The sequence below is a fragment of the Oceanirhabdus seepicola genome, assembly GCF_023684385.1.
Lineage (GTDB): Bacteria > Bacillota > Clostridia > Clostridiales > Clostridiaceae > Oceanirhabdus > Oceanirhabdus seepicola.
Genome location: NZ_JAGSOJ010000005.1, coordinates 200,440 through 215,765, shown reverse-complemented (window position 1 = coordinate 215,765; position 15,326 = coordinate 200,440). Strand labels below are relative to the sequence as shown.

Annotated in this window: 16 protein-coding genes; 7 read left to right on the top strand and 9 right to left on the bottom strand. The window is 28.3% G+C overall.

The window, feature by feature from the left end; all coding sequences use genetic code 11:
* Window positions 1-12: 12 nt before the first annotated feature.
* Complete coding sequence (locus KDK92_RS21055; protein ID WP_250861386.1) at window positions 13-1,176, top strand: TolB family protein; 1,164 nt, start codon at window positions 13-15, stop codon at window positions 1,174-1,176.
* A 181-nt stretch (window positions 1,177-1,357) separates the two neighbouring features.
* Here KDK92_RS21055 and KDK92_RS21050 read toward each other — a convergent pair whose 3' ends face one another.
* The 5 genes from KDK92_RS21050 to KDK92_RS21030 all read right to left on the bottom strand — a co-directional run bounded on the left by KDK92_RS21050 (window position 1,358) and on the right by KDK92_RS21030 (window position 5,413).
* Entirely contained in the window at window positions 1,358-1,672 is a 315-nt protein-coding gene (locus KDK92_RS21050) for a transcription initiation factor IIE subunit alpha family protein (protein ID WP_250861385.1), read from the bottom strand.
* Window positions 1,673-1,700: 28 nt separating this feature from the next.
* Entirely contained in the window at window positions 1,701-3,125 is a 1,425-nt protein-coding gene (locus KDK92_RS21045; RefSeq protein WP_250861384.1) for a sensor histidine kinase, read from the bottom strand.
* Window positions 3,097-3,813: a response regulator transcription factor gene (locus KDK92_RS21040; RefSeq protein ID WP_250861383.1), complete on the bottom strand. Its 717-nt coding sequence runs from the start codon at window positions 3,811-3,813 to the stop codon at window positions 3,097-3,099. The genes KDK92_RS21045 and KDK92_RS21040 overlap by 29 nt, the downstream gene beginning before the upstream one ends.
* Window positions 3,814-3,893: 80 nt before the next feature.
* Window positions 3,894-4,637: a Bax inhibitor-1/YccA family protein gene (locus KDK92_RS21035; protein ID WP_250861382.1), complete on the bottom strand. Its 744-nt coding sequence runs from the start codon at window positions 4,635-4,637 to the stop codon at window positions 3,894-3,896.
* A 119-nt stretch (window positions 4,638-4,756) separates the two neighbouring features.
* Window positions 4,757-5,413, bottom strand: a complete 657-nt coding sequence (locus KDK92_RS21030; RefSeq protein ID WP_250861381.1) for a Yip1 family protein — start codon at window positions 5,411-5,413, stop codon at window positions 4,757-4,759.
* 358 nt (window positions 5,414-5,771) lie between these two features.
* Here KDK92_RS21030 and KDK92_RS21025 point away from each other — a divergent pair, with 358 nt between their 5' ends.
* The 6 genes from KDK92_RS21025 to KDK92_RS21000 all read left to right on the top strand — a co-directional run bounded on the left by KDK92_RS21025 (window position 5,772) and on the right by KDK92_RS21000 (window position 10,784).
* Window positions 5,772-6,800: a hypothetical protein gene (locus tag KDK92_RS21025; RefSeq protein WP_250861380.1), complete on the top strand. Its 1,029-nt coding sequence runs from the start codon at window positions 5,772-5,774 to the stop codon at window positions 6,798-6,800.
* 18 nt (window positions 6,801-6,818) lie between these two features.
* Complete coding sequence (locus KDK92_RS21020; RefSeq protein ID WP_250861379.1) at window positions 6,819-7,706, top strand: ABC transporter ATP-binding protein; 888 nt, start codon at window positions 6,819-6,821, stop codon at window positions 7,704-7,706.
* Window positions 7,707-7,709: 3 nt separating this feature from the next.
* Window positions 7,710-8,477, top strand: coding sequence for a hypothetical protein (locus KDK92_RS21015; protein WP_250861378.1), 768 nt, complete (start codon window positions 7,710-7,712; stop codon window positions 8,475-8,477).
* Window positions 8,478-8,515: 38 nt separating this feature from the next.
* Window positions 8,516-9,694 (top strand): TlpA family protein disulfide reductase, encoded by a 1,179-nt coding sequence (locus tag KDK92_RS21010; RefSeq protein WP_250861377.1) that lies wholly within the window; start codon window positions 8,516-8,518, stop codon window positions 9,692-9,694.
* Between the two features lie 141 nt (window positions 9,695-9,835).
* On the top strand, window positions 9,836-9,973 hold the full coding sequence (locus tag KDK92_RS21005) for a CD1871A family CXXC motif-containing protein (protein WP_250861532.1): 138 nt from the start codon (window positions 9,836-9,838) through the stop codon (window positions 9,971-9,973).
* Window positions 9,966-10,784: a 4Fe-4S binding protein gene (locus tag KDK92_RS21000; protein ID WP_250861376.1), complete on the top strand. Its 819-nt coding sequence runs from the start codon at window positions 9,966-9,968 to the stop codon at window positions 10,782-10,784. Before KDK92_RS21005 ends, KDK92_RS21000 begins: the two co-directional genes overlap by 8 nt.
* A gap of 56 nt (window positions 10,785-10,840) precedes the next feature.
* On the opposite strand, the gene KDK92_RS20995 is transcribed toward KDK92_RS21000, so the two are convergent.
* From KDK92_RS20995 to KDK92_RS20980, 4 genes are all read right to left on the bottom strand, one after another.
* A complete protein-coding gene (locus KDK92_RS20995) occupies window positions 10,841-12,226 on the bottom strand; it encodes a radical SAM/SPASM domain-containing protein (protein ID WP_250861375.1) in 1,386 nt (461 codons plus the stop codon).
* 4 nt (window positions 12,227-12,230) lie between these two features.
* Complete coding sequence (locus tag KDK92_RS20990) at window positions 12,231-12,965, bottom strand: methyl-accepting chemotaxis protein (RefSeq protein ID WP_250861374.1); 735 nt, start codon at window positions 12,963-12,965, stop codon at window positions 12,231-12,233.
* A gap of 168 nt (window positions 12,966-13,133) precedes the next feature.
* A complete protein-coding gene (locus KDK92_RS20985) occupies window positions 13,134-14,633 on the bottom strand; it encodes a sensor histidine kinase (protein ID WP_250861373.1) in 1,500 nt (499 codons plus the stop codon).
* Window positions 14,630-15,316 carry a response regulator transcription factor gene (locus KDK92_RS20980; RefSeq protein ID WP_250861372.1) on the bottom strand — a complete coding sequence of 229 codons (687 nt, stop codon included), beginning with the start codon at window positions 15,314-15,316 and terminating at the stop codon, window positions 14,630-14,632. Before KDK92_RS20980 ends, KDK92_RS20985 begins: the two co-directional genes overlap by 4 nt.
* Window positions 15,317-15,326: the final 10 nt, after the last annotated feature.

Below are 15,326 nucleotides of genomic sequence, written 5' to 3'. Positions count from 1 at the left end.
AGGAATTGAAAAATGAACAAAAGAAAATTATTATTGGGTATTTTGATGATTAGTGTTTTAGGTGGAACGGTTGGATGTGCAAAATACAAAGCAGAAGCACAAGAAAACAATAAAAATATAACTATCATAAAGGACACAAAAGATATTTTAGCAACTCAGGTTGGTGCATCTGAAATTGATACTTATGAAGGCGTAATAGGATATGATTGGTTAAATGAAAGTAAAATAGTCATTACAAAAGAAAACAAAGAATTGAAACCAGTAAAAATTGATAATGCTAAAATGAAGGCTGAGTTTGAAGTGAAAAATCTTTATTTATATGATTTAAATTCCAAAGAAGAAAAAAGTATTGGGGATCAATCAAAATTCCAAGATGGGGCAATTTTTTCACCTAATAATAAGTATATGTTTTATAGAAATCAATATGAAGAAATTGCTACAGGATATATTGCAGATTCACAGGGAAATACAAAGGTTAAAATTACAGATAGCTCTATAGATGCATATGATTTGAGTGAAGCTCAATGGATTAATGATGAAGAGTTAATTATTCCTTGTCACAGTATTAGAGGTTTTACTCTTATAAATATTGATGGAACTATAAACAAAATAGAAGATGTAGAAAAGGGAATAATGGGAACAAAAGACCCATTAAATGGACTTAGCATTACAGAACCTATGAAAGTCGGAGATAAAATATACTATTTAACAATACATCGTGGTGCAGATGATGATGATAAAATAAAAGTTTATGATATAAATAAAAAAGAAAATAAAATATTAGTTAAAGATGATGTTCAAGATTTTAGTTTATCTCCAGATAAAAGTCAAATTCTTATGGTTACATCAAATTTTGATAAAAATGTAAATGAATTGATTATTACGGATTTAGAAGGAAACCAACAAGAAATTTTATCTGAAGGATATATATATGGTGCAAGATGGTCTCATGATGGAACAAAGGTAGCTTATATATCAAATGAAGAAGGTAAGGAAGGTCTTTATATAGTGGATGTGAAAGCCATGAAAAAATCATTGGTTTGCGCAGGTGAGTATTATACACCTATTGAATGGAGTCCATCTGGTGAAAAAATTATGGTGCATAGTGGAAAGGCTAAAGATAATGAAAGACCATTTGATAGAATGGATGTTACGAATGTAATTACTTTAAAGTAATTAAAGTATTTGGTGTTGGATAGCTTTTATTTTAGTTAATAAAAAAACACAGTTGGAGATATACGCTGAACAGTATATCTCCAACTGTGTTTGGGGGAAATTTGTATTTCAAACAACATTTCATTTATATCACTAGATATGTTGTAGTCATTTTGTTCAATATATGTAGTGTAAAAAATAATTATTTTCTGTTCCTTAATTTTACACCGCAATATGGACAGTGAGTCATATTATACATAGAATTATTTCTTGTGGAAAATCTACGATTACAGCTAGGGCATTTCCAATGAATAGAAGATATTACGGTTGAAATAATAAGGGATAGTATAAAACCGCCTACAACTAATAATCCAATGTTTTGGAAATTGAATATTTTATTAAGCATAATACCCAAAGGTAACATACCAAAAAAACCTATAAAGACAATTAAAATAGAAATATTTCTGTATCTAAAAGCTTTTTTTGCCTTTTTTATGAATTTATCTTCATTACTCAAACCTGCGTACCTCCTTTGTAATTGATTCTTAAGTTTTAGGCTTAGGAAGGATTATTTTAAATTCAGTTATATATTCACTTTCTTCAGAAGAAGCTAAATGAATTTGTCCACCATGTTTCTCTATTATTTCTTTTGTAATAGAAAGACCTAAACCTGTACCACCGTTTATATTTCTTGATTCATCTCCTGTTACAAAGGGAACAAATAGTTCGTTTCTAACATGCTCAGGGATACCAATGCCGTTATCTGCGACAATTATTATATAATTAGAATCAGTATCTCCAACTTCTATGTTTATACATGTACCAGGCTCATTATATTTTAAACTGTTTGATATAAGATTAGATATGGCACGTTTTAGTTGATTTTTATCAAAATTAAATAAAAGTTCTTTTTCAGGAATAGAAAATTCTAAGAGAAATCCTTTATCTTCAATATGCTCGTAGTTTTCAGCAATTAATTCTCTAATAAATTCACCTAAATTATTTAAAGTTAGATTTAGTTTAAAGTTAGGATGTCTTAGTTTTACATACTCAAATAGAAGGTTAATGAGATCGGTTACTCTAGTGGATTTCTTATATATTATATTTAAATATTTATTTATATCTTCTTTATCTGTAACATACCCCTCTGAAATTGCTTTAGCATAGCCTTGAATTGTTGTTATGGGAGTTTTTAAATCATGTGAAATATCAGCAAGTATTTTTTGTCTGCTTTCTTCCACCATTTTTTTTTCTTTTTCCATGGTTTTTAATCTTTTAACTAAGTGATTAAAGCTGTCACATATTTGCACGAATTCCTCTGACCCTTCATAATCAAGATAAATTTCTTGGTTAGTCTCAGTAAAAGAGTTCATTGCTTTGTTAATTTTACTTAGTGGTTTTTTAACTTTTTTGTTCAACCATAGGATAAAGAGTAGTATATTTAGAATATAAAGTCCAATAAATATCATTACTAGCTGAAAAATGCTATTTTTTACATAGCTAGAAACTTTGTCTGAACCCCCAGTTGTAATATTTTGTTTTGGTGTTTTAGAAAGAAGTAGCAGATTTTGACCAGAACTACTCTTGAATTCATATTTTTTAATAGAGTAGGGAAGGGATTCTGGGTTTAAAATTGCATCTAATTCATTTTTGGTATAAGAACGTCTTTCTTCTTTTACATTTCCTTTACTGTATATTATGTTATAGTTTTCATCTATTATTTCGATCCATCCATTTTTTTTTGAGATATGGCTAATGTCTATGTTTTTATATTGACCTTTTTCAAGTATAGGAATTTGTTTATTAATATTATCATCTTCAGATAATAAAACAAACAAACCTATAAGTTTAAATATACCAAAAGAAAGAACTATAAGTATAATTATTAAAGTGCTTATAGTAAATAGTGCATAATTATTTATAAGAGTTACGTAGAATTTCTTATTTTGTGATATTTGATTCTTTTTCAATTTTATATCCGAGCCCCCTTACTGTCTTTATATATATTGGCTTTTTGGGATTATCTTCAATCTTTTCTCTTAATTTAGAGATATAGACCATTAAAGTATTATCATCTCCATAGAAATAATCACCTCTAATATTCTCAAAGATTTGACTTTTAGTGTATACACGACCAGGAGACTTCATAAGTAGATGAATGATTTTAAATTCCGTAGGTGTAAGAATTATCTCAGTATCATTTTTAGTAAGTTTAAAACTATTTTGATCTAGTAAAAGTTCTCCTACTTTTATATTATTATCAAAGTCTTTTCCGCCTAAATTAATATTTAAGTTATAAGATCTTCTTAGTTGAGATTTTATTCTTGCTAAGACTTCTAGGGGATTAAAGGGCTTTGTTATATAATCATCAGCACCTAAATCCAGTCCTAGTATCTTATCACTATCCATTTGCTTTGCAGATAAGATAATTATGGGGATACTATATTTACTTCTAATTTTTTTGGTTAGTTCAAAACCATTAAGTTTTGGCATCATAATATCTAAAACAGCTAAGTCAATCTTGTTGCTTTCCATAATACTCCAAGCATCTTCCCCATTATATGCAGGAATAATCTCTAGATTTTCTTTTTCTAAAAATAGTTTTAGTAAATCTACAATATCTTTTTCATCTTCAGCTATGAGAACTTTAAATTTCAAAATATAACCTCCTCTTAGGGCTAAATATATAATTACATCTTTTATTTGAAAGTATAAAAGTTAAGGGGTTTATGGAAGGATTAGTTTTTAAAATAATCTCTTCCAAACAATCTAAAAAACAGTTCTAATATCTTTGTATACATAAATACTAGAGTAACCATTATGCCAAATGAAGCATACCATTCCATATACTTTGGAGCCTTGTTATTTACTCCAGTATATATAATATCAAAGTCCAATAAAAGATTACCAGCTACAATAATTATAATAAATATATTGATAGCTATGCCTATTGGTCCTATATCATTAATATAAGGAAAGGATAATCCTATTACATTCAAAATATAATTTAAAATATATAAAAGTGCTATTGAGAATGTAGCTATAATGATAAATTTTCTAAGCTTATGTGTTATTCCTGGTTTGAATTTAAATATTAATAAAACAGTAGTACAAACAGCTATTGTGGTTAAAACTGCTGATATCGCTACTCTGGGAACTATACTTTCAAAATAAGCTGAAACAGTACCTAGCATTAAACCTTCCAATATAGTATAGATAGGAGCTGTAAATACAGAAATTTTGGGGAACATTGAAGTAATAAATCCAATTAATGAACCTGATATTGCTGTAGTTATTAAAAGAATTAAAGCTGAATCTGCTATATTTTCAAATAAGGACCAAGATACTACACTTGATATTATTAGTAGTACCAATAATAATATGCTTTTATTTATTGTGCCTGAATATGTCATGGGATTTGATGATACTTCAAACTCAACTTTTCTAAATCCTTTTTTCATATAAATACTTCTAGTTAACATTTAAATACCCCCTAAGTATTATTATCATAGAGTAAAGTGCATAATACTGGCTTAAATTACTCTGCAAACAAAGAACTGTGCCTAAAAATCACTGGTAATCTATTTTTTCAAAATCAATGCTATATCATATAACTTAAAACACCATACAATCCTATAAATGTTAGAGCTAATATAGAAATAAGTATTATTAATCCTGCTAAGACTTTATTAATTAAAGCTTTCCATACAGAAAATCCTTGCACTTCTCCTAGACAATTTAAGCCTACAACTATTGTCCATATTGAACCAACAAATTGTATAATAGCAAAGAGTATAAACCAACTATAATTTGTAGAAATATATTTACTAAATACTAATAGTGCCGGAATGGATAATGCAGATGTCATAATAAAAGGAACGCTTCCATATGCTATGGCTGCTCTAATTTCATCTCCTTCGGCCTGTCCCCCAAGCGATTTGCCAATCCACTTTATTATTCCACTAAATAAATATAAAGATAAAATGCCACCAATGCTACCTAAATAAATACAAGCTACAAACATGATAATTACTGAAATTGTACTATTAAAATTTACTATATTACTTAAATTTGATGAAGATACTATATTTAAGCTTTGCATAATTCCACTTAACATTGCCAATATAATAATAAAACCTTTAATATCATTATTAACTATATACCTTATAGTTTTTTTGGGTTCAATCCAGATACTAAACCATGGATTAATTTTTTTTACTGCATTAGTACTATTCCTTTCATTTTCGAATTTACTCATAATATTTACACTCCTTTAAAAGTCATATTGTTAAGTTCAAGTAAAGGCCTGTTTTGCACAGTTATTTACTACAATATCAATACTATCACTGTAATCTATAAATACTCTTAATGAAAATCTTAAGGTTTATTAAGGTTTTAATTAAGGGTATTTCAAGAAGTACTATACGAATTTTTATTGTAAGGATTAATTAAGCTTCAGTTTATTAAGGTGTAAGTTTGAGATTATATAATGAATTTGTAGAGATTCCAACTCAAATATTAATATATACAAGTCCATAACACATTGATACGTTGAGATTTTGGAACATGATAAATTAATTTTCGTATTGGATTCTCTATAGCAAAGACAAGGAGGTATGAATGTAATGATTCTTTGGGAATTAAAAAAGATATTTAAATCAAAAACAGGATTAATAGTTTTAGCATTGCTTGTTTTTCTTTGTGGGGTTATGGGTTTAGTAAAAACCACATTAGAGACAGAAAATTCATATAGAAATGACAAGTATGAACTTATTATAGATAGTAGACCTGAGAAAGATATTTCCCAGGAAAAACTTAACAATAAAATAGCTGTAATACAAGGAATGGCTAATAATGATGGGGTTGATGATTTTTCACTGAAAATGAGAGAGGTATCCAAGGACAAGTTAAAATCCATTAAAAGTATGGAATATGAGGATGTGAGTTTTTTTAAGGGTTTTAATCATAGAGCGGCTCATCCTTTTATGCTAATAGTTATGGTTATTATTTTAGTATTAATATTCTCAAACATATATACAGATGAAAGAGTTTCAGGAGTAGATAATATAATTCTTCCATCTAAATATAAGTTTAAGGCGTTATATGCAAAGTTAGGACTAGCTATTATTTTACCTATTGTTATATATGGATTTTATTTAGGGATAGAATTTTTAATAACTTTAGTTCAGTATGGAATACCGGTATCTGGTGAATTGGGAGCTTTTAGAATAGTTGATAATGGAGCTTTACTTAATGGAGCTTTTACTATAAATGAGTATTTACTATTAAAGATTGGAACTATGATATTAATCTTTATCAGTATATCAGTATTTTCTAGTTTCTTCTCATTCATTACCAAGAATTCATTGGAATCTATAAGTGGAACTTTAATATTTATTATTTTTGGTAAGGTTAGTACGCTTATGAAGTTTTTACCTGATACATTTTTAAGTATATTAAGCAAAGGAAATTATGTGGATTTAATGTTTTATCCTAACAAGTTTGTAGGAATGTACTCTGGAAATGTTAATGTTTTTGGAATGAATTTAGAACTTATAAATTTATGTAATGGGCTTTTAATCACAACGATGTTTAGTGGAATAGCACTATGTGTATTCACATTTAAAAAGATATTAACTAGATAATTTTAGGAGGGAAAAATAATGAACAAGCTTGAAATAAAAAACTTAACAAAAACTTATGGCAAAAAAAATGCAAATGATGATATAACAATTACTTTTGAAAATGGTGTATATGGACTTTTAGGACCTAATGGAGCAGGAAAGACGACCCTTATGAAGCAAATAACAACATTAACAACACCAACAAAAGGTGAAATTCTATACAATGGTAGCAATATAAAAGATAGTGATGAGGATTACAGAGGTATAATAGGATATCTTCCACAGGAGTTTGGAGTATATAAAAACTTTTCAGCAAAGAAATTTCTGCAGTATATGGCAGCGTTGAAGGGATTAAGTAAGAAAGAAGCTAATGAAAAAATAGAAGAGCTTTTAAATCTTGTAGGATTATATGAAGTGAGAAATAAAGCCATTGGAAAGTTTTCAGGTGGAATGAAGAGAAGGGTTGGAATAGCACAAGCATTATTAAATGATCCTAAGATTTTAGTGCTAGATGAACCAACAGCAGGTCTGGATCCTCAAGAAAGAGCAAGATTTAGAAATCTTATTTCACAGATTTCTAAGGATAAGATAATAATATTATCTACTCATATTATTTCTGATATTGAATCTATTGCAAAGGAAACAATTATGATAAAAAATGGAGCTGTTCTTATGAAAGGAACTCATAGAGATATCCTTTTAGGGATGGAAGGTAAGGTATATAGTATAAGAACACGTGATGAAGATGAGGTAACGTATATACAAAATAATTTTAAAACTATAAATATTCAACGAGGAACTGAAGATGTTGAAATAAGAGTTATAAGTGATAAAATACCTCCCTTCAAGATTGTTCAAGCACTTGAGCCTAGGTTCGAGGATGTATATATGTTCTACTTTGATTTAGAAAATACTAGGGAGGTGTAAAACATGGGGACACTTATAAGATTAGAACTTAGAAAAATGCTTTTAAAGAAGAGAATGTTAATCGTGTGGGCTTTAGTATTATTTTTAAGTTTTATTATGATAACAGATATTTCAATAGACGAAACTTATGCAATGATATTTGATAAAGGATATGGATTAGTTCCTCTAATGGGACTTATGATGTTTATGATGTTCTCAGGAGGATATACCTCAGAGTACAGTTCAAATATGGGTAGTTTAATTAAGACAACTAAATATGGTAAAAGAGAATTTGTAATAGGAAAAGCATTAGCAGCTGGAATTGGAGCTTCAATAATAAATCTTTCAATATTTTTAACTATATGTTTTTCTGCATTAAGTAAGTTTAATTTTGCTAGATTAGATTTACCTTTGAAAAGTCTTTGGTACTTTGGAAATAGTGGATCAGATATAACTGTACTTCAAATGATTTTAATAATGATAGTAACAATTATAATAGGTTCATTCTTCTTTGCACAGATAGGTTTATTTCTATCATCTATAAGTAAATCAGCAGCAATACCTTTCATATTTGGTGGGCTTATTATGGGACTACCATATATAGCAGAAGACTTTTTACCACGTGGATTAGTAAAATATTTAGGTTTAACACCACTTTGGGGAATGATGAGTTGTGAACTTATAAGATACAAAGTGCCAGTAATAATGCCGATTATTCTTTTAGTAATAATGGGCGCAGGTATTATTGTGTTACCTAGATTTACTGTAAAAGCTTTTCTAAAGGATAAGTAAAAAGTATTAGGAAATTGAAGTTCTTAGGAGGAATAGATATGAAGAAAATATTTTTATCAATACTAATATCATTAGCAGTTTCTACAACCATGGTTGGATGTGGTAAAACATCAACCAATACTGTGAATAATAAGAATAAAAATGAGACAAAGCAAACAGAAAGTAATAATGAAGTTTCTAATGATAATCATATGAAATTTGATGAAATGGGATTAGCGTTTGATATACCGGAAAATTGGGCTGAAAAATCAGGAATATCAATATCTTTAGTAGCACCAGGAAAACCGGGAGTAGCATATATGAGTGGTCAACTTCAATATGAGTTTATGCCAACAGAATTTAATAAAAAAATTCTAATAAAAATAGAAGAATTAAAAGGATCAACGGATGAAGAAAAGCAGCAGGAAGTATTTATGGAGTATGCAAGTAAGATTAAAAGCTTTTTTACTATTGTAGTATTAGATAAGAATATGGAAAATGAAGATAGCCAAATAGTAAAAGAAGATAAGGAAAGAAAAGAAAAGCTATTTTCAAGTTATAATCATGTTGATAAAGTTGCAGAAAAAGATAATTTAGAATGTTATATATTATATAATGATAGACCAGAAGAGTATGAATATATATACAAAGATATGGCTGAAATAAGTGAGTATACAGATGCTGAAAATAAAGAATTTGAAGAATCAATTAAGTATATTGAGGAATTAAAAAAATCTATTAAATTATCAAAACCTATGACTTCAGAAGATAAGATGAAAGAAAAAATGGGTGAAAATGCAGGTGTAAGATTTGAAACAAAAACCGTTCAGGGAAATGCAATTGATAGCAGTATTTTTAAAGAGAATAAAATCACAATGATAAATGTATGGTCAACTACATGTGGTCCTTGTAAAGCTGAAATGCCTGAACTTCAAGAGCTTTATGAACAAATTAAAAGTGAAAACTTAGATGTAAATATAATAGGGCTAGTAACAGATGCTGTAGATGATGAAACTATAGAACTAGCAAAGAAGATATTAGAGGTAAAAGGAGTAGAATTTGATAATATAATTCCGGATGAAAAAATTAAAACTGAAGTGCTAACATGGATTCAAGGAACTCCAACAACAATATTTGTTGACAGTGAGGGAAATATTATTGATGAACCTATTATAGGAGCTATTGGTAAAGAAAAATATAATCAAGAAATACTTGATAAATTAAACCAAGCAGAATAAATATATATAGATTCCAAGTTAAAACTCTATTTATACTAGGTTTAAGGTGTACTGAGATTTTGATCGGTAATCGTATAGATTTTTCTAAGGTGTGCATAAATAGAGTTTAACTAAGGATTGTCTATAGGTGGAGGAGTAACATTGAAAGAAAGACTATTAAGATATGGAATTCTATTTATGAGTATAGGGTTTATAGCTGGTGGTATATATAGAAATGAAGTAAATACAGTATTTAAAAAAGCAATAAATATATGTTTGGAGTGTATAGGAATTGGATAAAAGAAGAGTAACTCAGATATTTGCTGCTTTAATTACAAACTTTAATATCAAAGGTTTTTTTCAAAGTAATATATACAAAGGAACTCTAAAAAAAATATGTGTTCCAGGACTAAATTGTTACTCTTGTCCTGGGGCATTGGGTTCTTGTCCCATTGGCTCTATGCAAGCGGTCATAGGAAGTATAAAGTATAATGTTTCATTATATATTGTTGGATTTATTTCTTTAATGGGAGTAATATTTGGTAGATTTATCTGTGGATGGCTATGTCCATTTGGACTAATACAAGATCTACTTTATAAAATACCATCTCATAAGATTAAAGTTAATACAAAGGTAAATAATATATTGAAATATATGAAGTATATTATTTTACTTGTCTTCGTAATATTATTACCTATGTTTTTGGTAGATGAATTTGGAATGAGTCCACCATATTTTTGTCAATATATATGTCCTGTTGGTACTTTAGAGGGGGGGATACCTTTAGTATTGATGAATGAATCTCTAAGAGGAGCTATAGGATTTTTATTTGCATGGAAGATATTTATTTTGGTTACTGTTATTATACTTTCAATAATTATATATAGACCTTTCTGTAGATACATATGTCCTTTAGGTGCATTTTATGGATTATTTAATCCTATAAGTTTTTACAAATATAAAGTAGACAAAAACAAATGTACAAGCTGTAAGGCTTGTGTTAGAAAGTGTAATATGAACATAGAAGTTTATAAGAAGCCTAATAGTACAGCGTGTATTAGATGCGGAGAATGTATTAAAGTGTGTCCCACAAAAGCAATCAAAAACTAAACCTCAATTGAGTAGATTTATTTATGTCTACTCAATTGGGTTTAGTTGATTAATTACTATCCTTTTGATAACTCGTAATTACCAGTATTATTAAAGTCTTCTTTAAATGCTTTATCAGCTACTGGTTTAAATTCTTCTGCAAGTTCATCAAGCTTTTTCATAAATACTTTATCTTTAATCATTAACTCTGCACTTGGATGAGTTGCATATGCTCCATTTTCTGCAACAATTTCTCTTATTACATTAGGGTTATCAATCATCATACAAGGTCTTAATAAGTTTCTATTATAAGGTTGTCTCTTTCTTATTGCTTTAAAATATGGTGCTTTGAATCCTTCAAGAAGAGATTTTTCTTTTATATTTACCGCAGCAAAATGTGCGAAAATACAAGGTTCTAAATCTCCTTTTGAGTTTATGTGGCAATAATATTTACCTGCAATACATCCTCCAACATAAGGAGCATCATTGAAGAAATCAATTGTAAAATAAGGTTTTCTAGTTCTAATCTTTCTAGTTCTTTTTCCTAGATAAATTCTCTCCTCAGGGTTAAGCATATAATCCATATCTTTAACAGGCTCGCCTCCTACAGGCATAAACATAAAATACCAACTCATTCTGGAGCCTTTTTCTATAAGCATATCTATAAATTCATCTGAAGTAACTGTTCCTACATTTGTATTTGAGGTGGCTGAAGATACACCAAATGGGATTCCTCTTTCTTTTAATAAATCCATTCCATTCATTACGGCTTTAAATGTACCTTCTCCTCTTCTTGAATCTGTGTCTTCTTCCCATCCTTCAAGAGAAAACATAGGCATTACATTACCTAACTTTTGTAATTTATCCCCTAATTCTTCATTGAATAACGTACCATTTGTAAATGGCATAAAGTACATATCATCATATTTTTCATATATATCCAGCATATATTCATTAAAGAAAGGTTCACCTCCTAAAATTACAACAAAATATATTCCTAGATCTCGAGCTTCGCCCACTAATCTATCAACTTCTTCGAAAGGTAAATCGTCTTTTTTGCTGTAATTAGCAGCATAACAGCCTGTACATCTTAAATTACATCTCATTGAAGGACTTAATAAAATCGTAAATGGAATCTTAGTATCATTTTCTTGTCCAACTTTTTCTCTCTTAGAAAGACCGTACCAATTTTCGTTTCCGATAAAATTGCTGAAAAATTTCGTTAAGCAATTTTTGTGTGTATTTTTAAAGATATCTTGAATAAATAAATTAGTTGCTTCATTATTTTTATAATATTCATATACATAGTCAAACTTATCTTCAGCATACTCACCTTTTATACCTTTTTTCATTAAACTATATAATTTATCAATGTTTTTTTCAGGATTTTTTTCTAAGAGTTGTACACCAGCTTTTATAATAGTTTCTTTTGTTTTTTTCTCAAAAGTTTCTTTTAACCCCATTACATTATCCCCTCTCTAAAAATCTTATTTTAATATCTTTTAAAATCTCTTCTACTTCAATTAATAGTTCACTAGATTTCTCAGCTAGTATTCTTATGTCATCTACTATATATGTCAATTTCTTATCAAGTGCACTAACTTTTGCTGTTTCAATAGCTGCATTTAGTGTTAATAAGTTAGTTTCATGAGCTATGTTAGTAATTAAATCTATAATAAAATTAATTTTTTCTTTTCTTTCGTTTAAGCTTTTAATTGGATTAACAGTATTTTTACTAGATTTATGTGTTTCTTGTATTTCAATACTGAAATATGATATTTCTTCAGCAATAATATTAAATACCTTTGTAATTGAGCTTGATAATTCTTTCATAGCATTAGATAAAATCATTAATTCTTCAACTATCTCAATATTTAAAGCGAGATTCTTATTTACATAACGGCTACTTTCAGCGCTTAATCTAATTCTTTTATGAATTTGTAAAAATTCATTTATTATTTCATGCGAAATAATATTATTAATATCTAATTTTTCTTTAAATTCATTGCTACATGTATACATAGATTCAGCTGAGTCTTGTAAATTTTTAATAGTACAATTGATTTTATAAAATGTGTTTTGTATAGTAGTCTTTTCATTCAAAAGATTTTTTTTAGTTTTTGATTTATAGCTATGTCTAAGAAATACAAATGATTTAGTGGAAAAGCTGTCTATTGATTTAATAAACTCTATATGTTTCATTTACCTCTATGGCGATTGAATGAAGTAATTCCTAATCCTATACCTATCACTATAACTGCGACTGCCCCAATTTTTGAAATTTTCATACTATCTCCTCCTATAATGTCTTAATATATTTATAAACAAAAATTGTGGCAATTTAATGTCACAAATAAAAAACTTCCAACTTTATTTGTTGGAAGCTTTAGGAAGTGAGATTTTGAAGTTAATCCATCCTTCACTATATTCTGTTATACATTTTCCATGATGTTTTTCTACAATACTCTTTACAATTGAAAGTCCTAAACCTGTACCAGTTTTTTTACGCTGTCTAGAAGTATCAATTTTATAAAATCTATCCCATATATTATTAAGTTCTTCATGTGAAATTGGGTCGCATAAATTAGCAACACTTAAGACGATTTCATTATAATATTGAATAATTCCAACTTTAATTGGACTACCATCTTTCCCGTAATTAATTGCATTTATCAATAGATTCTTTACTACTTGATCAATTCGAATTTGCTCGCCCATAATATAAAAATCTTCTTCGCAAGTATTAAATATAAAATGGGAGTTATTTTGAAGTGCTATGGGTTCTATACGTTTAAGTATATCTTCTACAAATGTTATTATATTAATTCTTTCAAAATCAAATAAAATTTCATCAGATTCTACTTTTGATAGTTCTAATAATTCATTAACCATTCGACTCATTTTATTTGCTTCATCATATATCCCTTCTTTATAATATTCTGTATCTCCAACTTCATCAATAAGTGCCTCAGCATAACTTTGGATAATAGTAATTGGAGTTTTAAGCTCATGAGAAACATCAGATAAAAACCGTTTCCTTAAATTTTCCAGCTTTGCTTTTTTGAGAAGCTCTTTTTCTAATTTTTCATTAGTATTATTAAGTTGATCAATTGTTTGTCCTAGTTTTTGTGCTAAAAAATTTAGTGCTTTTGATAGTATAGTAATTTCCTTAGGACCGTCAATCTCATGTATGGGGGTAAAATCCATATTAGCCATTCTTTCAGCACTTTTTGTTACAATTACTAGAGAGTGATTTAATCTTTTGCAAATAAAATGAATACAAATAAATGAAAGTATCAATCCACCATTAAATAAATAAAACCGAAACTTAAATGAAGAAGCAATTACATCCTCTAGTGATTCAGTTCCACTAAAAAATATAAGTTTTTCTCCTGTCTTAAAAGTAAATAGGCTGTATAGCATTTTCATATCGTCTATTTCATGTACAAAGTATGATGGTTCACTTGATATTGTTATTTGTTTGTATAACTCACTACTTATGTTTAGTGCTAGTGCCTGCTTATCTGATATTGAATTTTCTTGGTCTTCTTCGGGATATCCCTTAAATATTTCTTTATTATTCCATTCATTAAAGTCTACAGAAAAAAGTACTTTATTATTTTCATTCAGTAAGATAAATAGATTACCAGTTTTTAAACTAAAGGATGATATTTCTCCTATTAAATATTTAATACGTTCTTCCCTATTTAGTGCTATAGAGGATTGTTCTATTTTCTTTACTTTATCAAATAATATATCTGATTTGTTCTTATAATAATTAGTTGCCATTGCGTAATTTTGTACAGCAGACATTATTGTCATAAAAACTAAAATATATATCATAAAGGTGATAAACATCCAACGTTTCATTGATTTACCTCAAATCTATATCCATATCCCCAAACAGCTTTTAAGGGAAGGTTTTTTTCGCCAAGTTTAGCTCTGAGACGTTTTACACATGTATCTACAGCACGATCTTCACCTTCAAAATCAATACCCCATACTTTGTCTAAAATTTGAGTTCTGGATAAAGCTAGGTTTTGATTTTTAATAAAGTAACATAAAAGATCGTATTGTTTTAAAGGTAAATCAATTTCTTCATTTTTTAAATAAACTTTATGAGATGTTAAGTATACTTTTAAATCTGAATATTCAAATAAAATGGTGGGGTCTTCTATTGCTTTTGATTTATCTTTTAACTTCAATAAGGCATTGATTTTGGCAACTAACACTTTAACTCGAAATGGTTTTGAAATATAATCATCTGCTCCAATTTTATAACCAAGTAAGTTGTCGTCTTCTTCGTTTCTTGCAGTAACCATTACAATTAAAGTATTTGAAACTTCCCGTATTTTTCTGCACACAGTCCATCCATCCTGTTTTGGTAGCATAATATCTAACACAACAAGATCTATATTCATATTATTAAATAATTCAAGTCCCTTTTCGCCATCCTCGGCTTCATATACTTGAAATCCTTCCTTAACAAGATAATCTTTCATAACTCTACGGATTTTTTGTTCATCTTCAATAATTAAAATACTTTTATTCATGGGCCCTCTC